Source organism: Streptomyces sp. NPDC058308 (genome assembly GCF_042880275.1).
Lineage (GTDB): Bacteria > Actinomycetota > Actinomycetes > Streptomycetales > Streptomycetaceae > Streptomyces.
On record NZ_JBHVZA010000008.1, the window covers coordinates 165,133 to 184,836 of the forward strand.

The 19,704-nt window shown below is 71.2% G+C and carries 13 protein-coding genes; 9 read left to right on the forward strand and 4 right to left on the reverse strand.

Features of this window, described 5'->3' with window-relative positions:
• Positions 1–211 precede the first annotated feature (211 nt).
• Complete coding sequence (locus ACFVYL_RS13855; RefSeq protein ID WP_389715299.1) at positions 212–2,992, forward strand: lysylphosphatidylglycerol synthase domain-containing protein; 2,781 nt, start codon at positions 212–214, stop codon at positions 2,990–2,992.
• A gap of 104 nt (positions 2,993–3,096) precedes the next feature.
• On the opposite strand, the gene ACFVYL_RS13860 is transcribed toward ACFVYL_RS13855, so the two are convergent.
• Positions 3,097–3,864, reverse strand: coding sequence for a YwiC-like family protein (locus ACFVYL_RS13860; protein WP_389715301.1), 768 nt, complete (start codon positions 3,862–3,864; stop codon positions 3,097–3,099).
• A 159-nt stretch (positions 3,865–4,023) separates the two neighbouring features.
• Here ACFVYL_RS13860 and ACFVYL_RS13865 point away from each other — a divergent pair, with 159 nt between their 5' ends.
• From ACFVYL_RS13865 to ACFVYL_RS13900, 8 genes are all read left to right on the forward strand, one after another.
• A complete protein-coding gene (locus ACFVYL_RS13865) occupies positions 4,024–7,683 on the forward strand; it encodes a nitrate reductase subunit alpha (RefSeq protein ID WP_389715302.1) in 3,660 nt (1,219 codons plus the stop codon).
• Positions 7,683–9,215, forward strand: a complete 1,533-nt coding sequence (narH, locus tag ACFVYL_RS13870) for a nitrate reductase subunit beta (protein ID WP_389715304.1) — start codon at positions 7,683–7,685, stop codon at positions 9,213–9,215. The genes ACFVYL_RS13865 and narH overlap by 1 nt, the downstream gene beginning before the upstream one ends.
• Positions 9,212–9,847, forward strand: a complete 636-nt coding sequence (gene narJ / locus ACFVYL_RS13875; RefSeq protein WP_389715305.1) for a nitrate reductase molybdenum cofactor assembly chaperone — start codon at positions 9,212–9,214, stop codon at positions 9,845–9,847. Before narH ends, narJ begins: the two co-directional genes overlap by 4 nt.
• Positions 9,847–10,569 (forward strand): respiratory nitrate reductase subunit gamma, encoded by a 723-nt coding sequence (narI, locus tag ACFVYL_RS13880; protein WP_389715307.1) that lies wholly within the window; start codon positions 9,847–9,849, stop codon positions 10,567–10,569. The genes narJ and narI overlap by 1 nt, the downstream gene beginning before the upstream one ends.
• A complete protein-coding gene (locus ACFVYL_RS13885; RefSeq protein ID WP_389715309.1) occupies positions 10,566–11,828 on the forward strand; it encodes a TIGR04053 family radical SAM/SPASM domain-containing protein in 1,263 nt (420 codons plus the stop codon). Before narI ends, ACFVYL_RS13885 begins: the two co-directional genes overlap by 4 nt.
• Positions 11,825–13,252, forward strand: coding sequence for a protoporphyrinogen oxidase (gene hemG / locus ACFVYL_RS13890; protein WP_389715311.1), 1,428 nt, complete (start codon positions 11,825–11,827; stop codon positions 13,250–13,252). Before ACFVYL_RS13885 ends, hemG begins: the two co-directional genes overlap by 4 nt.
• Positions 13,253–13,371: 119 nt before the next feature.
• Entirely contained in the window at positions 13,372–14,916 is a 1,545-nt protein-coding gene (locus tag ACFVYL_RS13895; RefSeq protein WP_389715312.1) for an alpha/beta hydrolase, read from the forward strand.
• 87 nt (positions 14,917–15,003) lie between these two features.
• Complete coding sequence (locus ACFVYL_RS13900) at positions 15,004–16,572, forward strand: alpha/beta hydrolase (protein WP_389715313.1); 1,569 nt, start codon at positions 15,004–15,006, stop codon at positions 16,570–16,572.
• A 114-nt stretch (positions 16,573–16,686) separates the two neighbouring features.
• Here ACFVYL_RS13900 and moeZ read toward each other — a convergent pair whose 3' ends face one another.
• From moeZ to ACFVYL_RS13915, 3 genes are all read right to left on the reverse strand, one after another.
• A complete protein-coding gene (gene moeZ, locus ACFVYL_RS13905) occupies positions 16,687–17,865 on the reverse strand; it encodes an adenylyltransferase/sulfurtransferase MoeZ (RefSeq protein WP_389715314.1) in 1,179 nt (392 codons plus the stop codon).
• Between the two features lie 62 nt (positions 17,866–17,927).
• Entirely contained in the window at positions 17,928–18,677 is a 750-nt protein-coding gene (locus tag ACFVYL_RS13910; RefSeq protein ID WP_389715316.1) for a spherulation-specific family 4 protein, read from the reverse strand.
• Positions 18,665–19,621 (reverse strand): NAD-dependent epimerase/dehydratase family protein, encoded by a 957-nt coding sequence (locus ACFVYL_RS13915; RefSeq protein WP_389715317.1) that lies wholly within the window; start codon positions 19,619–19,621, stop codon positions 18,665–18,667. Before ACFVYL_RS13915 ends, ACFVYL_RS13910 begins: the two co-directional genes overlap by 13 nt.
• Between the last annotated feature and the right edge of the window lie 83 nt (positions 19,622–19,704).

The window sequence follows — 19,704 nt, forward strand, 5'->3', positions numbered from 1 at the left end:
CGGACCATCCTGCCGTACCCCACCGACAAGGTGACGGGCCCGGCACAGAGCGTGCCGCAGGGCCTCTGACTGGGCACAAAGTGTCGTTTCGTGACCACTTCGCAGCCTTGCGTTGCCCCCTGCTGCCCCCCTCCGGGGGCAGGACATGCCACCATCGTCCGGGCGGTGACTGGTGATACGAGATCAAGAAGAGACTACGGAGCAGCAGGGCGTGCATCCCGATGAGAAGGCGGGCACCTCTGCGTCCCAGTCACACCTGGACACCGGTGAGCGCCCCCTGGAACCCGAGAAGAGCGAGCAGCGGACCGGCGAGCGGGACGACGAGCCAGGGGTCGAGCCCGATGTCGCACACGAGATCGACCCCGGCTCCGGCTGCGCCGACGGCGAGGGGGCGCACACCGACCGTGTCGCGGGCGACGAACCGCTCCTGGCCGCTCGTGTGCACCGCCCGTCCGACCTCATGCGGCTCCTCGTCGGTGTCCTCGCCATCGCCGTGCTCCTCGCCATCGCCGCGTTCGCGCACGGCACGACCTCCGGCCTCGAACAGGACATCGACAAGGGCACGGAGCAGGCGCCCGATCTGCTGATCAAGGTCGCGGGCCTGGTCGCCAGCATCGGCGTACTCCTCGTCCCGGTCGCGTTCGCGATCGAACGCCTGATCAAACGGGACGGGCTGCGCATCGCCGACGGTGTCCTGGCCGCCGTCCTCGCGCACGGCGTGACACTGGCCACCGACCTCTGGGTCGCGAAGGCCGCCCCCGACTCCATCCAGGACGCGCTGACCAAGCCGTCCCCCGCTGACCTGCACGCCTTCACCGATCCGGTGCACGGCTACCTCGCGCCGGTCATCGCGTACATGACGGCCGTCGGCATGTCCCGCAGACCGCGCTGGCGCCTGGTGCTGTTCGTGGTGCTGCTGCTCGACGCGTTCACGATGCTGGTGACCGGTTACACGACGCCGTTCTCGATCATCCTGACGGTGCTGATCGGCTGGGCGGTGGCGTACGGCACGCTCTACGCGGTCGGCTCTCCGAACGTACGGCCGACCGGGCAGACCCTCCTCGTGGGCCTGCGGCACGTCGGCTTCCGCCCCGTGAGCGCCGCCCGCGAGGAGTCCCCGGACAGCGAGCACGGCGACCGCGGCCGCAGATATTTCGTCACTCTGGAGGACGGCCCGCCCCTGGACGTCACGGTCATCGACCGCGAGCAGCAGGCGCAGGGCTTCTTCTACCGGGTCTGGCGCAGGCTCACCCTGCGGGGCATCACCCAGCGCCGCAGCCTGCAGTCGCTGCGGCAGGCCCTGGAGCAGGAGGCCCTCCTCGCGTACGCGGCCATCGCGGCCGGGGCGAACGCGCCCAAGCTGATCGCCACGTCCGAGCTCGGCCCCGACGCCGTGATCCTCGTCTACGAGCACACCGGCGGCCGCACCCTGGACTCCCTGCCGGACGAGGCCATCACGGACGCGCTGCTGTGCGAGACCTGGCGGCAGGTACAGGCGCTGCAGTCGCGCCGGATCGCCCACCGCAGGCTCGCGGGCGACGCGGTGCTGGTGGATCGTTCCGGCAAGGTCATCCTCACGGATCTGCGCGGCGGCGAGATCGCCGCGGGCGACCTGGTCCTGCGGATGGACATCGCCCAGCTCCTGACCGCCCTCGGCCTGCGCGTGGGCGCCGAGCGCGCGGTCGCCGCCGCCGTCGAGGTCATCGGCCCGGACGCGGTGGCCGACTGTCTGCCGCTGCTGCAGCCCATCGCCCTCACCCGCTCCACCCGGGGCACGCTGCGCAAGCTGGCCCGGGAACGGTCCCAGCGCGAGCGCGAGGCCGTCCTGGAAGCCTCCCACCGGGCCAGAAGCGTCCGCGCGGAGGTGTCCGAGGACGGTCCGCAGGACAAGCCGTCGCAGAAGGCCGAGAAGCAGGCCGCCAAGCAGGAGCAGCAGGCCGAGAAGCAGGCCATAGACGACGCCATGGAGCAGGCCCGCGAGGACGACCTGCTCACCCAGATCCGCCACCAGGTGCTGCTCATCCGCCCGGCCGCGCCGGTCGAGCCCGCGCAGCTGGAGCGGATCAGGCCCCGGACACTGCTCAGTTTCATCGCCGGCGCCATCGGCGCGTACTTCCTGCTTTCGCAGCTCACACACGTCGAGTTCGGCACGCTCTTCCAGGAGGCGGAGTGGGGCTGGGTGGCCGCCGCGGTGGGCTTCTCCGCGCTGAGCTACTTCGCGGCGGCGATGAGCCTGCTCGGCTTCGTGCCGGAGCGAGTGCCGTTCCTGCGGGCGGTGGCGGCGCAGGTCGCCGGCTCGTTCGTGAAGATCGTGGCACCCGCGGCGGTCGGCGGTGTCGCGCTGAACACCCGGTTCCTGCAGCGGTCCGGAGTGCGCTCGGGCCTCGCGGTCGCGAGCGTCGGCGCCTCACAGCTCTTCGGCCTCGCCTCGCACATCCTGCTGCTGCTGGTCTTCGGCTATCTGACGGGGACGGAGAAGACGCCGTCGTTCACGCCGTCCCGCACCGTCATCGCCGGTCTCCTGTCGGTCGCGGTGCTGGTGCTCGTCGTCACCGCGATCCCCTTCCTGCGGAAATTCGTCGTCACGCGCGTGCGGTCGCTTTTCGCCGGTGTCGTGCCGCGCATGCTGGACGTGCTGCAGCGGCCGCAGAAGCTGCTCACCGGCATCGGCGGGATGCTGCTGCTCACCCTGATGTTCGTGCTCTGTCTGGACGCCTCGGTGCGGGCCTTCGGCAACGAGGAGATGACGTCGCTCAGTCTCGCGAGCGTCGCGGTCGTCTTCCTCGCGGGCAACGCCCTGGGGTCGGCGGCGCCGACGCCCGGCGGTGTGGGCGCGGTCGAGGCGACGCTGACCGTCGGTCTGATCGCGGTCGGTGTCCCCAAGGAGGTGGCCGCGCCCGCCGTGCTGCTCTACCGCCTGCTGACGCTGTGGCTGCCGGTGCTTCCGGGGTGGCTGTTCTTCAACCATCTGACACGGAAGGGGCTGCTCTGACTCATCCGGCGGTATGACACGTCGGCGGTACGAGCGGTACGACACGTCGGTGGTACGAGCGGTACGACACCTCCCCGGTACGACACCTCCCCCGGTACGACACGTCAGAACAGCAGCAGAAGCCCCGCCAGCAGCACCACGGCCCCGAGCACCTCCACCGCCCCCACCACGGCCACCTTCACGCCCTTGCCCGGCAGCAGCGCCGCGCGCGCCAGGTACGCCGCGAAGGGCACCGCGAGCCAGGGGCTCAGCGCGTACGCGGCGGGCACCGCGAGCACGTGGTACGCCACCGACGCCCGGTAGTAAGCGCGTGAGCCGCGCTCGCGGATCATCGTCTTCACGTACGGCACCGTGCCCGCGAAGAACAGCAGACAGGCGAGTGCGGGGCGCCAGCCGTCGGCGAGGGGGCCGCCGCCCGTCCGCAGCGTCACGAGGAGCATGCCGCAGGCGGGGATCACCGCCGCCAGGCCGTTGACCAGGGCCCGTTCCTTGTTCCGCCACGCGTAGTACGTGTTGACGGCCACGAAGGGTGCGACGCACAGGGCCGCGACCAGCAGCCAGGGATGCGCGAACAGGAGCGGTACCCCGCAGGCCGCGCACAGCGCCGAAGAGGCGAGGGCGGGGCGCACATGGCGGCGCGGGGCCCTCGGATTCCGGGAGAGACGGCGCAGCCGCAGCCACTGCTGGGCGTGGAAGGCGGCGACGTACCCCGCCAACCAGGCGAGGAACAGCGGCAGATGGGCCCAGCGGGGTCCGGCGCCCGGCCCGTGGGCGAGGAACACGCCCGCCGCGAACGGCACCGTGAGCATCGCCCACGCGCCGTGCTGGTTCGGCAGCCACGTGTGGAGGGCGCCGCGCTTCTTCCTGCTCATGCTCTCAGCCTCGCAGTACAGGGGCCCGAATAATTCCTGCTGTTGGTCACCCCTTCACGGGACCTAAGACCTCGGGGCCCCAACCAACCCCAGGCTTAGGGTCGTTGTAGGCGGCACGTGCGTGCGGCCTTTTCTTCGGGACGGCCAGGAGACAAGACGTTGCAGCAGAGGAAAGACATCGCTGAGACGCTCGTGAAGGCCGGGAGTTTCTTCACCCGGACCGCGGAGACATCCGATGACCTGCACCGGGTGCAGCACACCGGCGGCCGGGACGGGGAGTCCTTCTATCGTGACCGCTGGAGTCACGACAAGGTCGTGTATTCCACGCACGGAGTGAATTGCACCGGCTCGTGCCGCTGGAAGGTGTACGTCAAGGACGGCATCATCACGTGGGAGACGCAGGCCACGGACTATCCCTCCGTGGGCCCCGACCGCCCCGAATACGAACCCCGCGGCTGCCCGCGTGGAGCCTCCTTCTCTTGGTACACGTATTCGCCGACTCGCGTCCGTTATCCGCATGTGCGCGGCGCGCTCCTCGAGATGTACCGCGAGGCGAAGTCGCGGCTGAAGGACCCGGTCCTTGCCTGGGCCGACATCCAGGGCGACCCCGAGCGCCGGCGGCGGTACCAGCGGGCGCGCGGCAAGGGCGGCCTGGTGCGGGCCGGCTGGGACGAGGCCGTCGAGATCGTCGCGGCCGCACACGTCCACACGATCAAGGAGCACGGCCCCGACCGGGTCGCGGGCTTCTCCCCCATTCCCGCGATGTCGATGGCGTCGCACGCCGCGGGCGCCCGATTCCATTCCCTCATCGGCGCCCCGATGCTCTCCTTCTACGACTGGTACGCGGATCTCCCCGTCGCCTCCCCGCAGGTGTTCGGCGACCAGACGGACGTACCGGAGTCGGGCGACTGGTGGGACGCCGCGTATTTGATGATGTGGGGTTCCAATGTGCCGGTGACGCGGACGCCGGACGCGCACTGGATGACCGAGGCGCGCTATCGGGGCCAGAAAGTCGTCACCGTGTCTCCGGATTTCGCGGACAACACGAAATTCGCGGACGAGTGGATGCATCCGCACCCCGGAACGGACGGCGCGCTCGCCCTCGCCATGGGGCACGTCATCCTGAAGGAATTCTTCGTCGACCGGCAGACGCCCTTCTTCCAGGATTACGTACGCCGCTATACGGATCTGCCTTTCCTGGTCACACTCGACGAGACCGGAAAGGGCCTCGTACCGCACAAGTTCCTCACCGCCGCCGATATCGGCGAGGAGACCGAGAACGCGCAGTGGAAGACCGTTCTGATCGACGACGCGAGCGGCGAGTTCACGGTGCCCAACGGCACGCTCGGGCACCGCTGGGGCGAATCCGGGACCCCCGACTGGAATCTGGACCTCGGTGACACGGTGCCCCGGCTCACGCTGCACGCGCCGGACGCCGAGAGCGCGGAGATCCTGCTGCCCCGCTTCGAGGACGACGTGCACGGTGTCATGCGCCGGGGAGTCCCGGTGCGCCGGATCGGCGGCCGGCTCGTCACCACCGTCTTCGACCTGATGCTCGCCCAGTACGGCGTCCCGCGCGCGGGGCTGCCCGGTGAGTGGCCCGCCTCCTACGAAGACGCCTCCCAGCCCGGCACCCCCGCGTGGCAGGAGACCCTCACGTCCGTGCCGGCCGCCCAGGCCACCCGGGTGGCGCGGGAGTTCGGCGAGACGGCCGAGGCCTCACAAGGGCGCTGCATGATCCTCATGGGCGCGGGGACGAACCACTGGTTCCACGCGGAGACGACCTACCGCGCCTTCCTCGCACTGCTCACGCTCACCGGCTGCCAGGGGCGCAACGGCGGTGGCTGGGGGCACTACGTAGGGCAGGAGAAGTGCCGCCCGGTGACCGGCTGGGCGACGCTGGCGAGCGCGTCCGACTGGGGGCGCCCGCCCCGGCACATGATCGGCGCGGGCTGGTTCTACCTGCACACCGACCAGTGGCGCTACGACAGCCTGCCCGCCGAGTCCCTGGCGTCCCCACTGGGAGAGGGCCGTTTCGAGGGCATGACGGGCGCCGACTGCCTGGCCGCCTCCGCGCGCATGGGCTGGATGCCGTCGTACCCGACCTTCGACCGCAACCCCCTCGACCTCGGAGCGGCCGAGGACCCGGTGGCGAGCGCCGTCAAGGAGCTGGCGGACGGCACGCTGGGCTTCGCCGGGGAGGACCCCGACGCGCCCGGCAACTGGCCGCGCGTGCTCAACGTATGGCGGGCCAACCTGCTCGGCTCGTCCTCCAAGGGCAACGAGTACTTCCTCAAGCATCTCCTTGGCACCCACTCCAACCTGCCCGCCGACGGCCCGCGTTGCGCGCCCCGCGATGTGAAGTGGCGCTCCGAGGACGTCGAGGGGAAGCTCGATCTGCTGCTCTGCCTCGACTTCCGGATGACGTCCACGACGCTGCTCTCCGACGTCGTCCTGCCGGCCGCCACCTGGTACGAGAAGCACGACCTGTCGTCCACCGACATGCACCCCTTCCTGCACGCCTTCACACCGGCCGTGGACCCGCCCTGGCAGGCGCGCACGGACTACGACGCGTTCCTGGCCGTGGCGCGCCGCTTCGGCGAACTGGCGGGCGAGCACCTGGGCGTGCGGCGCGACCTCCTGGCCACCGCGCTGCAGCACGACACCCCGGGCGGCGAGATGGCCCAGCCCGGGGGTGTCGCGCTCGACTGGTCGAAGGGCGAGTGCGAGCCCGTCCCGGGGCGCACGATGTACAACCTGGCGGTCGTGGAGCGCGACTACGGAGCGGTCGGCGAGAAGTTCGCGGCGCTCGGCCCGCTGGTCGACCGGCTCGGGGTGACCACGAAGGCGGTCACGTTCGACGTCACCGAGGAAGTCGCGTACCTGAAGGAGAAGAACGGCACGGTGCGCGGCGGCGCCGCCGACGGCAGGCCGCGCCTGGACACCGCCCAGCGGGCCTGTGAGGCGATCCTGTCGCTCTCCGGGACCTCCAACGGCCGCCTGGCCACCCAGGGCTTCGAGACGCTTGAGAAGCGCGTCGGCACCGAGATGGCACACCTGGCCGCCGAGGCCGAGGGGAAGCGGATCACCTTCGCCGACACCCAGGCCCGGCCGGTGCCGGTCATCACGTCTCCGGAGTGGTCGGGCAGCGAGTCCGGCGGCCGCCGCTACACGGCGTTCACCGTCAACACCGAACACCTCAAGCCCTGGCACACGCTCACCGGGCGCCAGCACTTCTTCCTCGACCACGACTGGATCCACGAGGTCGGCGAGGCACTGCCCGTCTACAAGCCGCCGCTGAACATGCACCGCCTCTACGGAGAGCCTCAGTTGGGATCCCGGACGGACGGCGACGGCGGCCGCGAGGTCGCCGTGCGGTTCCTGACCCCGCACAACAAGTGGGCGATCCACTCCCAGTACCAGGACAACCTCTACATGATGACGCTCGGCCGGGGCGGGCAGACGGTGTGGATGTCCCCGCAGGACGCGGACGCCATCGGCGTGCGGGACAACGAGTGGATCGAGGCCGTGAACCGCAACGGCGTCGTCACGGCCCGCGCGATCGTGTCCCACAAGATGCCCCCGGGGACGGTCTACATGAACCACGCCCAGGAGCGGACCGTCGGCGTCCCGAAGACGGAGAAGACCGGGCGGCGCGGCGGCATCCACAACTCCCTCACCCGGATCATGCTCAAGCCGACCCATCTGATCGGCGGATACGCCCAGTTGACCTGGGCCTTCAACTACCTGGGCCCGACCGGCAACCAGCGCGACGAGGTGACGGTCATCCGCCGCCGCGACCAGGAGGTCACTTACTGATGCGGGTCATGGCACAAGTGGCGATGGTCATGAACCTCGACAAGTGCATCGGCTGCCACACCTGTTCGGTCACCTGCAAGCAGGCGTGGACCAACCGCAAGGGCACCGAGTACGTCTGGTTCAACAACGTCGAGACGCTTCCCGGGCAGGGCTATCCGCGCCGCTGGGAGGACCAGGAGCGGTGGCGGGGCGGCTGGGAGCGGACCAGGTCCGGCCGACTGCGGCTGAGGGCCGGAGGGCGCCTCAAGCGGCTCGGGCAGATCTTCGCCAACCCCGAACTGCCGGAGCTCACGGACTACTACCAGCCCTGGACGTACGAGTACAAGAACCTCACCGACGCCCCGGCGGGCGACGACATGCCCGTCGCCAAGCCCGTCTCGCAGCTCACGGGCGAGCCCATCGGGACCATCGAGTGGGGGCCGAACTGGGACGACAACCTCGGCGGCGCCCCCGAGCACGCGCCCAAGGACCCCTTGGTGGAGAAGATCCGCGACGAGGTCGGCGAGAGGATCCGCTTCGAGTTCGAGCAGAGCTTCATGTTCTATCTGCCGCGGATCTGCGAACACTGCCTCAACCCCGCGTGCGTCTCGTCGTGCCCCTCCGGAGCGATGTACAAGCGCGTGGAGGACGGCATCGTCCTGGTCGACCAGGACCAGTGCCGCGGCTGGCGGATGTGCGTCACCGGCTGCCCCTACAAGAAGGTCTACTTCAACCACGCCACCGGCAAGGCCGAGAAGTGCACGTTCTGCTTCCCGCGCGTGGAGGCCGGGATGCCGACCATCTGCTCGGAGACCTGCGTCGGGCGCATGCGCTATCTGGGCGTGATGCTGTACGACGCCGACAAGGTCACCGAGGCGGCCTCCGTGGCGGACGAACAGGACCTCTACCCCGCCCAGTTGGAGTGCTTCCTCGACCCGCACGACCCGGCGGTCACGGCCGCCGCCCGCGCGTCGGGCATCACCGACGAGTGGCTGGCCGCGGCCCGCCGCTCCCCCGTGTACGACCTGATCAGGACGTACCAGGTCGCCCTTCCGCTGCATCCGGAGTACCGCACGATGCCGATGGTCTGGTACGTGCCGCCGCTCTCCCCGGTGGTCGAGGCGGTCGCCGCGACCGGCCGCGACGGCGAGGACCCCGGCAACCTGTTCGGCGCCATCGACGCACTGCGGATCCCGGTGGAGTACCTCGCCGAGCTGCTCACGGCGGGCGACACCTACGCCGTCGACGCGGTGCTGCGCCGCATGGCCGCCATGCGCGCCTACATGCGGCGCGTCAACCTCGGCGAGGAGCGCGACGAGTCCGTCGCCGCCGCCGTCGGTCTGACCGGGCAGGAGATGGAGGACATGTTCCGCCTCCTCGCCGTCGCCAAGTACGAGGACCGGTACGTGATCCCGACCGCCGCGCGGCCGGAGGCGGACGCCCTCGCCGACGCCCACCCCTTCGAGGACGACTGCCCGGTGGCCGGGGCCGCACCCGCCGCCTCCGAACAGCGCGTCCTGCTCAATCTCAGCCCCACCCGGAGGAGCGCATGAGCCCCGACGCCCTCACCCGTCTCGTCGCCGGGCGGCTCCTGCAATACCCGGACGAGCGGCTGTACGCGGAGCTGGACCGTCTCTACGAAGCGAGCGGTCACCCGCTGCTGCGCGCCTTCATCACCCACGCGCGCGGGCAACGCCCCCTGGACCTCGCCGCGCACTACACAGACGTCTTCGACACCCGCAACCGCCGCTGCCTCTACCTCACCTGGTGGTCGGACGGCGACACCCGCAACCGCGGGCTCTCGCTGGTGCGCGTCAAGCGCGTGTACCGCGAGCACGGCCTGGAGTTCACCTCCGAAGAGCTGCCCGACTTCCTGCCGGTGCTCCTCGAATTCGCCGCCCGCGAGGAGAGCGCGGGCACCACCCTCCTTGAGGAGCACCGGGCCGGACTCGAACTGCTCCGGCTCGCCGTCACCGACGCGGACACCCCGTACGCGCGCGTGCTCGAAGCGGTCTGCGGGACGCTCCCGGGGCCCTCCCCCAAGACGCGGGCCGAGGCGAAGGCGCTCGCCCGCAGCGGGCCGCCCCGCGAGTCCGTCGGGCTCGAACCCTTCGGGCCGGGCGTGGAGCTCCCCTGGCCCACCCTCCCCGGCGCCCGCCCCGGCCGCGAAAGGACCCCGGCGTAATGGACCTCATCCTGTGGGGCGTCATGCCCTACGTCGCCGTCACGCTCCTGATCGCGGGCCTGGCCTGGCGGGCCAGGTACGACCGGTTCGGCCTGACCACCCACTCCTCCCAGCTGCGGGAGTCGCGGCTGCTGCGCATCGGCTCGCCGCTCTTCCACTTCGGGATGGCGTTCGTGGTGCTCGGCCACGTCGTGGGCCTTCTGATCCCGGACAGCTGGACCGACGCGGTGGGCGTCAGCGACCACACGTACCACCTCCTTGCCGTCTCCACGGGCGCCGTGGCGGGCCTCGCCGCGGCCGCCGGCATCGGGATCCTCGTGTACCGGCGCCTGACCGTGCCCGCCGTCCGCAAAGCCACTCTCCGTAGCGACCACCTGATGTACACGGTGCTGCTCGGCGCGCTGCTGCTCGGCCTGACCGCGACCGTCCTCAACTCCTCCGGAGCGGTCGACTACAACTACCGCGAGGGCATCTCCGTCTGGTTCCGCAGCCTGTTCACGCTCCGGCCCGACTACGGGCTGATGGGCGCCGCGCCCCTCGCCTTCAAGCTGCACATCGTCTTCGGCTTCGCGCTGTTCGCGCTGATCCCCTTCTCCCGGCTCGCCCACATCGTCAGCGCACCCTTCAAGTACCTCTTCAGGCCCTACGTGGTCTACCGCCGCCGCGACCCCGGGCAGCTCGCGAACCGGGCTCCGGAGCGGGGCTGGGAGCGGGTGTCGTGAACCGGGTCGTCAGACGCCCCCGGCACGATGTCGGCGAGCGCCCCTTCATCGTCATCTGGGAGGCCACGCGCGCGTGCCCGCTGGCCTGTCCGCACTGCAGGGCCGAGGCACGGCCCGCGCGGGACCCGCGCGAACTGGACGGCGCGGACGCCCGCCGCCTCATGGACCAGATCGCCGCCTTCGGACGGCCGGGCCCGCTCTTCGTGATCACGGGCGGCGACCCGTTCCAGCGGGCCGACCTCACCGACCTGATCTCTTACGGAACAGCCCGCGGACTGCGCGTCGCCGTCTCCCCCTCGGGGACGCCGACCCTGGACCGGGCGAACCTCACGGCCGTGCGCGACGCGGGCGCCGTCGCCCTCTCACTGAGCGTCGACGGCTCCACGCCCGGGCGGCACGACGCCTTCCGGGGCGTGGACGGCGTCTTCGAGTGGACCCTGGAGGGCTGGCGGACCGCCCGCGAGCTCGGTCTGAAGGTGCAGATCAACACCACCGTCACGCGCGACAGCCTGGAGGACCTCGCGGACATCGCCGCGCTGGTGCGGCGCGAGGGCGCGATGCTGTGGAGCGGCTTCGTGCTCGTGCCGACGGGCCGCGGCGGACAGCTCGCCGCGCTCACCCCCGACGAGGTCGAGGACGTCCTGCACTTCCTGTACGACACGGGCGCGGTCCTTGCCACCAAGACCACCGAGGGCCACCACTTCCGCCGCGTGGCGCTCCAGCGCGTCATCCTGGAGCGGCACGGCGAGACGCCCGAACGGGGTCCCCTGTACGCCCGCCTCACGGCACGCGCGCGTGCGCTCGGTCTGCACGAGGGCGAGCGGCGCGCGGCGCGCAGGCCGCCCATGGACGTCGGCCCGGGGCGCGGCTTCGTCTTCGTCTCGCACACCGGCGAGGTGCGTCCCAGCGGCTTCCTGCCGCTGTCGGCCGGCAATGTGAAGCACCATCCGCTCGTCGACATCTACCGGGGCTCCGCGCTGTTCACGACGTTGCGCGAGCCGTCCCTGCTCGGCGGCGCGTGCGGGCGCTGCGAGTTCAACACCGTCTGCGGGGGCTCCCGTTCGCGCGCCTACGGGGTGACGGGGCGGGTCCTCGCCGCCGATCCCTGGTGCGCGTACGAGCCCGGGAGCTTCCCGTACCAGGACGAGCTGCGGGAGCTGCTCGCGCAGGCCACGCCGTCCCACACCGGCCCCGCGGCCCACACCGGCCCCGCGGCCCGCACCAACGCCTCGGCCCGAACGGAAGGGGGCGCCGCATGACGCGCTCAGTGATCGTCGTCGGTGGCGGCATCAGCGGTCTGACCGCGGCCTGGCGGCTGCGCGCCGACGCGGAGGTCACCGTCCTTGAGGGCGCCCCCCGCATCGGCGGCAAGCTGCGCACCGGCACCCTCGCGGGCATTCCCGTCGACGAGGGCGCCGAGTCGCTGATGGCGCTGCGCCCCGAGGCCGTGCACCTCGCGCAGGAGGTCGGTCTCGGCGACGACCTGTGCGACCCGGCACCGGCTCCCACCACCCTGTGGTCGGACGGCGCGCTGCGCCCGCTGCCGCCCGGTCACGTCATGGGCATCCCCACCGACCCCGGCGTGCTGGCGGGCACCGGGCTGCTCTCCCAGGAGGGCGTGGCCCGGCTGCGACACGAGGAGACCCTGCCCGCCGAGCCGATCGCCGACGACGTGTCCGTCGCCGAGTACCTCGGCGGGCGCCTCGGGCAGGAGGCAGTGGACCGGCTCGTGGAACCGCTGCTCGGCGGGGTCTACGCGGGCCGCCCCGACCGTCTCTCGCTGCGGTCCGTGCTGCCGCGCGTGGCGGCGGTCGCGGAGCGGGGCGAGCCGCTCCTCGGGGCGCTGCGGCGCATGCGTCCGTCCGGCGGCGCCGCCGCCCCGCGCGCGGGTGCCCCGCGAGCCGTCCCCGTGCAGGGCCTGCGCGGCGGCGCCGGACGCCTCCCGCTGGCCGTCGCCGCGGCGAGCGGGGCCCGCGTGCTCACCGGCACGCGCGTGCGTGAGCTGCGGCGCACCCCCGGCGGGCGGTGGCGGGTGTTCGCCGTCACCGGGGACGGACCGCTGCTCCTGGAGGCGGACGCGGTCGTCCTTGCCGTGCCCGCGTACGAGGCCGCGGAGCTCCTGCGACCGCACGCCCCGCTCGCCGACGCCGATCTCGGGGCGATCCAGCACGCCAGCACCGCCGTGGTGACCATGGCGTTCCCGCGGGCGGACGCCCTCGTCCTCGGGCACGGGAACCGGCACGGGGACGAGCTGCCCACGGGCAACGGCTTCCTCGTCCCCGCGGTCGACGGAGGCGCCCTCAAGGCCGCCACGTTCCTCAGCAACAAGTGGCAGTGGCAGCGTGCGGCGGCCCCCGACCTCTTCCTGCTGCGCACCTCGATCGGCCGGGTCGCCGAGGAGCACCGGCTCGCCACCCCGGACCGCCATCTGGTGCGCGCCTCGGTCACCGAGCTGCACCGGGCGCTCGGGTCCATCGGCGAGCCCGTCGCGGCCCGCGTCACCCGCTGGGAGCGGGGCCTTCCGCAGTACGGCGTCGGCCACATCGAGCGCATCGCCCGCGTCCGCGAGGCCGTCGGCAAGCTGCCGGGGCTCGCGCTGTGCGGTGCGGCGTACGAGGGTGTGGGCGTCGCCGCGTGTGTGGCGACGGGGACGGCCGCCGCCCGCCGGATCACCGAGGGCTGACCCCGGCGACGCGCGCGGGAACGCCGGAAACGCCGGGATCGCCCAAAACCGGAAGGCCGAGCTCACCCACACGGCCCGCGCCCCGAGCGCCCCGTCAGGAGCCCGCGCAGGATGAGCACATGCCCACACAGTTCCAGCCGCGCGTCACCGCGCTGGCCGCCGTCACCCTGCTCCTGTCCGCCGCGCTCTCGGCGTGCGGCGGCGACTCCAAGGAAGAGGACCTGTCGGCTCAGAAGCTGAGCTGGAAGGACTGCCCCGCACCCGCCGACTCCGAAGGCGGCGGCGGGGCCCCGTCCCCGCTGCCCGGCGGCGCCGAGTGGCAGTGCGCCACCATGAAGGCGCCCCTCGACTGGTCGAAGCCGAAGGGCGACACGATCGACGTCGCTCTGATCAAGGCGGCCACGAGCGGCGGCAAGGACGACCGCATCGGCTCCCTCGTCTTCAACTTCGGCGGCCCCGGCGGCTCGGGCATCACCACGCTGCCCGCCTTCGCAGAGGAGTACGCAAAGCTGCGCACCCGCTACGACCTGGTGAGTTTCGATCCGAGGGGCGTCGGCCGCAGCGCGGGCATCCGGTGTGAGGACGCCGAACAGCTCGACACGTACTTCCAGCAGGACTCCACGCCCGACGACGAGGCGGAGCGCAAGAAGCTCATCGAGAACGTGAAGTCCTTCAACAGCGGCTGCGAGAAGAACGCCGGCGACACGCTCGGACACGTCCGCACCACCGACGCGGCACGCGACATGGACCTGATGCGCCAGGTCCTCGGCGACGACAAGCTGCACTACTTCGGGATCTCGTACGGCACCGAACTCGGCGGCGTATACGCACACTTGTTCCCCAAGAAGGTGGGGCGAGCGGTCTTCGACGCGGTCGTCGACCCCACCGAGAACGCCGAACAGGGCTCGCTCGGCCAGGCGAAGGGGTTCCAGCTCGCGCTCGACAACTTCGCGAAGGACTGCACGTCCCAGATGGCGGACTGCACGGTGGGGGACAGCGAGCAGGACGTCAAGGACAAGATCGCGAAGCTCCTGAAGGACCTGGACGGCAAGCCGATCCGCGGGCTCCCGCCGCGCGAACTGACGCAGACCGCCGCCACCAACGGCATCGCGCAGGCCCTGTACTCCAAGGACTTCTGGCCCTACCTCACCCAGGGCCTCGAAGAGGCCTACGACGGCGACGGCAAGATCCTGATGGCGCTCTCCGACTCGATGAACGGGCGCAACGAGGACGGCGAGTACAGCAACATCCAGTCCGCCAACGTCTCGGTCAACTGCGCGGACGACAAGGCGCGTTACACCCCGCGGTACGTCGAGGAGAAGCTCCCCGAGTTCCGCGAGGCCTCACCGCTGTTCGGCGACTACCTGGCGTGGGGCATGGTCAGCTGCACCGACTGGGCGGTCGAGGGCCAGGCCGACCACCCCGACGTGAGCGCCCAGGGCGCGCCGCCCATCGTCGTCATCGGCAACACCGGCGACCCGGCCACGCCGTACGAGGGCGCGCGCAAGATGGCCCGGGCGCTCGGCAAGGGCGTCGGCGTCGAGCTGACGTACAAGGGCCAGGGGCACGGGGCGTACGACAGCAAGAACAAGTGCGTACGGGACGCCGTGGACGGCTACCTGCTCAAGGGGACGGTGCCCGAGGCGGACACGGTCTGCTCCTAGAACCTGTGTCGCGGGTGGCACTCGCCGCCGCTGTCACAGGCCCCGCCTACTATGACCTGACTGTCTTTCGAGGGGGGAAGCGCTTCCATGCAGCGTTTCGTACGGTCGACGGCCCTGGCCGCCGCAGGAGTGCTGGTGGCGGGCCTGGCCGTCGGGTGCGGGTCGTCCGGCGACGACGGCGAGAGCGACGGGAAGGGCCCCTCGGCGACCTCCCGCGGACCGCGGCCGAAGCCGGACCCCTCCTCGACCCTGCCCGCCTCGCTGACCGCCCAGAAGCTGGACTGGGGCCGCTGCAAGGCGCCCGAGGGAGGCAGCGCCCCGGGCGCCGGGTGGCAGTGCTCGACGCTCAAGGTCCCGCTGGACTACACGAAGCCGGACGGCGAGCGGATCGGGATCGCCCTCATCCGCGCCAAGAGCACGGGCAAGGGCGACCGCATCGGCTCCCTCGTCTTCAACTTCGGCGGCCCCGGCGGCTCGGGCGTCTTGGGCCTGCCGTCCTTCGCCGACTCGTACGACACGCTGCGCGAGCGGTACGATCTGGTCAGCTTCGACCCGCGCGGGGTCGCGGCGAGCGAGGGCGTGCGCTGCCGCGACGACCGGGCGACACAGGCCGCCGAGAAGAGGATCGACCTGACGCCGGACACCCCGGCCGAGGAGAAGGCCTACTTCAAGGACGCGGCGGAGTTCGGCGCCGGCTGCGCGCGGAACGCGAAGAAGGTCATCGAGCACATCTCCACGGCGGACACCGCCCGCGACATGGACGTCATGCGCCAGGTCCTCGGCGACGACAAGCTGCACTACTTCGGCGTCTCGTACGGCACCGAACTCGGCGGCACGTACGCCCACTTGTTCCCCCGGCGCGTCGGCCGCCTCACCTTCGACGCGGTCGTCGACCCGAGCACGGACTCGATCGGCCACACGGAGAACCAGGCCAGGGGCTTCCAGCGCGCCCTGGACAACTACTTCAGGTCCCGCGGCCAGGATCCGAAGGCGGGAACCGCGAAAATAGTGAGACTGTTCAAGCGCCTGGACGCGGAGCCGATGCGCGCCTCGGGCGACCGGAAGCTGACCGAGTCCCTCGCGAGCACGGGAATCCTGGTCACGCTCTACAGCAAGCAGACCTGGCCCACACTGACCCGCGCCCTGGCCGACGCCGAGAAGGGGGACGGCTCGGCGCTGCTCCAGCTCGCCGACGCCTACAACGAACGCGACCCCTCCGGGCACTACAGCACGCAGAGCCACTCGCAGCGGGCCATCTCCTGCCTGGACTCCAAGACCCGGACCTCTCCAAAGGAGGCGAAGAAGCGCCTGGACCGCTTCCGTGGCATCTCGCCCGTCTTCGGGGAGATCCTCGGCTGGGACACGGCGGGCTGGTGCCACCAGTGGCCGGTGGCCGGGCTGTACGACTCCCCCGAGGTGAGCGCGCCCGGTGCCGCGCCGATCCTCGTCGTCGGCAACACCGGCGACCCGGCCACGCCCTACGAGGGCGCCCGCAAGATGGCGGACGAGCTCGGCAAGGACGTCGGCGTCCACCTGACGTGGAAGGGCGAGGGCCACGGGGCGTACGGCAACGGCAGCGACTGCGTGGACGGAGCGGTCAACACGTACCTGCTGGAGGGCACGCCCCCGAAGAACAACAAGGTCTGCTCCTCCTGAGCCACACCAGCCCATGTCAGCCCGTCCGGCGTTGGAGGACGAGCCCTTGAGGCGAAAAAGGGGGACCCGCACCGAAAAGGTGCGGGCCCCCCTTGGACCGTTCAGGCCCTACGCCTAGTAGACCGGCTTCTCGGGCTCGATCTGGTTGACCCAGCCGATCACGCCGCCGCCCACGTGCACCGCGTCCGCGAAGCCCGCGGACTTCAGCACGGCGAGGACTTCCGCGGACCGGACACCCGTCTTGCAGTGCAAGACGATCTTCTTGTCCTGCGGGAGGTCCTGCAGGGCGTTGCCCATGAGGAACTCGTTCTTGGGGATCAGCTTGGCGCCGGGGATCGAGACGATCTCGTACTCGTTCTGCTCGCGTACGTCGATGATCTCGATCTTCTCGTCCGCGTCGATCCACTCCTTGAGCTGCTTGGGAGTGATCGTCGAACCGGCCGCCGCCTCCTGGGCCTCCTCGGACACGACGCCGCAGAAGGCCTCGTAGTCGATGAGCTCGGTGACGGTGGCGTTCGGGCCGCAGACCGCGCAGTCGGGGTCCTTGCGGACCTTGACCTGGCGGTACTGCATCTCCAGGGCGTCGTAGATCATCAGGCGGCCGACCAGCGGGTCGCCCACGCCGACCAGGACCTTGATCGCCTCGGTGACCTGGATGGAGCCGATCGACGCGCAGAGCACGCCGAGCACGCCGCCCTCGGCGCAGGAGGGCACCATGCCGGGCGGCGGGGGCTCCGGGTAGAGGCAGCGGTAGCACGGACCGTGCTCGCTCCAGAAGACGGACGCCTGGCCGTCGAAGCGGTAGATGGAACCCCACACGTACGGCTTGTTGAGCAGCACGCACGCGTCGTTGACCAGGTAACGCGTCGCGAAGTTGTCCGTGCCGTCGACGATCAGGTCGTACTGGCCGAAGATGTCCATCACGTTGTCGGCCTCGAGCCGCTCTTCGTGGAGGATCACGTTCACGTACGGGTTGATGCCGAGGACCGAGTCCTTCGCGGACTCCGCCTTGGAGCGGCCGATGTCCGACTGGCTGTGGATGATCTGACGCTGCAGGTTGGACTCGTCGACCTCGTCGAACTCGACGATACCGAGCGTGCCGACACCGGCCGCGGCCAGGTACATCAGGGCCGGCGACCCGAGGCCGCCGGCGCCGACACACAGCACCTTGGCGTTCTTCAGCCGCTTCTGCCCGTCCATCCCGACATCGGGGATGATCAGGTGGCGGGAGTACCTGCGGACCTCGTCGACGGTGAGCTCGGAGGCGGGCTCGACCAGGGGTGGCAGCGACACGGGGACTCCGTTGGTCGGTATTTCGGAAGGTTGTTCTCCACGTAACACTGCCACGCCCTTCTTCATTCCGAGACACCCGTTCCGATACGCGAGACGATTTCGTCCCAGTAACCGGGCAGCGACTCCCAGGGGTCGCCGCCGGCACCCCTTTCCACACAGTCGGTGAAGTAGATCGTGGAGGCGCCCTGCCAGCGGGCGATGCGCAGCGCCTCGTCCAGGTGCCCCAGCGGCATGCCGTGCACGAAGTGGCAGAAGCGCTCCGGCGGGTAGTCGGCGGTCCACTCGGCCACCTGCGACCAGCGGTAATCGCTCCACGGCCCGGCGAAGGTCACCAACTGGTCGCCCGTCTCGGCATATCCGGGGTACGGATGGCTGCCGTGGCCGAGCACGATGTGCGCGTCGTCGATCAGCGCGCGCAGGGTCGTCACCGTCCGGCGCACCTCCGCAAGCGCGGCCCGTTCGGTCGGGCAGCGGTCCAGGGAGAAGCCGTCGACCTGGTACCAGTCGAGGTAGCGGTGCGCGTCGGACACCAGCTCCCCGAACGAGCGGGCGCCGTACGTCGCGTCGAGGTGGCCGAGCACCCGGACGCCCGCGTTCCGCAGTCGGCCCGCCGCTTCGAGGCAGTGCGGGTCGGGCCGCTCGCCAGGACCGTTCGCGACATTGAGGACAACCCACTTCAAAGGGGTGCCGGGGCGGGTGAGTTCGGCCCATTCGACGGGCGCGACGAGCGGGTGGGCAAAGCCCGGGATGCCGAAGCCGACGCGCACCTCGGTGCTCGCGGCGCCCCTCGTGGACCTGGTCAGATGCGGCATGCGGCCTCCATCCAGATGTCGGCGAGCGACTCTTCGAGGTTGATGCGCGGCCGCCAGCCGAGCCGGTCGCGCGCGGTGCGGACATCGGCCTGCTGCCAGCTGCCGCAGCCGTCCGGGTAGGGGTACGCGGCGGCCGGGGTGCCGTGCTCGGACTCGCCGCGCTGGTGGCCGATGACCTGGCGCACAGGCACCTGGTCCAGCTCGTGCAGCGCGCCGCCGTACCCCGCGACGCGGGCCAGGACGGCGGCCGCGTCACGCAGTCGTACGGCACGGCCCGCGCCGATGTTCACGACGCCCTGGGCGGCGGAGAGCGAGGCGGCGTGCACGGCGCGCGCCACGTCGCGGACGTCGACGAAGTCCCGCTGCACCCCGAGCCCGCCGAGCTTGAGCTCGCCGTCGCCGGACTGCATCGCGCGCCGCATGGCCTCCGCGAGGCGGCCGAGCGGCGACCCGGCCGGCGTCCCGGGTCCGGCGGGCGAGAACACCCGCAGGACGACGGCGTCGAGCCCGGAGCCGAGCACCAGTTCGGTGGCCGCCAGCTTGCTGACCCCGTAGGGCCCGCCGGGGCGCGGCACCGCGTCCTCCGCGGTCGAGGAGCCGGGCTGGCTCGGCCCGTACTCGGCGCCGCAGCCCAGCTGCACGAGGCGCGCCCCGCAACCGCTGCGGCGCAGGGCCTCGCAGATGGTGGCGACGGCGACGGTGTTGTGGCGGGTCAGGTCGCGGGCGCCGCCGCGGGTGGCGCCCGCGCAGTTGATGACGACGCCCGGGTGCACGGCGTCCAGGAAGCGGGTGAGCGCGCCGGGGCTGCCGCTCGCGAGGTCGAACCGTACGTCCGAGTCGTCGCCGCGGCCGAGTGCGGTGAGCTGCACCGCCGGGTCGGCGAGCAGCCGGTCGGCGACGAACCGGCCGAGGTATCCGTTGGCTCCGATCAGCAGCACCCTCATCGGGCGCCTCCCGGGGTGGCCGCTCGATGGCGGAGACGGCTGCGGGTGATCATCTGTCTTTCTCCTTCGGGGTGTTGCCGTGG

Bases quoted from the DNA above. Each gene is read 5' to 3' on its own strand.
- ACFVYL_RS13915 (WP_389715317.1), bottom strand. From the start codon at position 19,621: ATGAGGGTGCTGCTGATCGGAGCCAACGGATACCTCGGCCGGTTCGTC.
- ACFVYL_RS13895 (WP_389715312.1), top strand. From the start codon at position 13,372: ATGCCCACACAGTTCCAGCCGCGCGTCACCGCGCTGGCCGCCGTCACC.
- narH (WP_389715304.1), top strand. From the start codon at position 7,683: ATGCGGGTCATGGCACAAGTGGCGATGGTCATGAACCTCGACAAGTGC.
- narI (WP_389715307.1), top strand. From the start codon at position 9,847: ATGGACCTCATCCTGTGGGGCGTCATGCCCTACGTCGCCGTCACGCTC.
- ACFVYL_RS13860 (WP_389715301.1), bottom strand. From the start codon at position 3,864: ATGAGCAGGAAGAAGCGCGGCGCCCTCCACACGTGGCTGCCGAACCAG.
- hemG (WP_389715311.1), top strand. From the start codon at position 11,825: ATGACGCGCTCAGTGATCGTCGTCGGTGGCGGCATCAGCGGTCTGACC.
- ACFVYL_RS13910 (WP_389715316.1), bottom strand. From the start codon at position 18,677: ATGCCGCATCTGACCAGGTCCACGAGGGGCGCCGCGAGCACCGAGGTG.
- ACFVYL_RS13900 (WP_389715313.1), top strand. From the start codon at position 15,004: ATGCAGCGTTTCGTACGGTCGACGGCCCTGGCCGCCGCAGGAGTGCTG.
- narJ (WP_389715305.1), top strand. From the start codon at position 9,212: ATGAGCCCCGACGCCCTCACCCGTCTCGTCGCCGGGCGGCTCCTGCAA.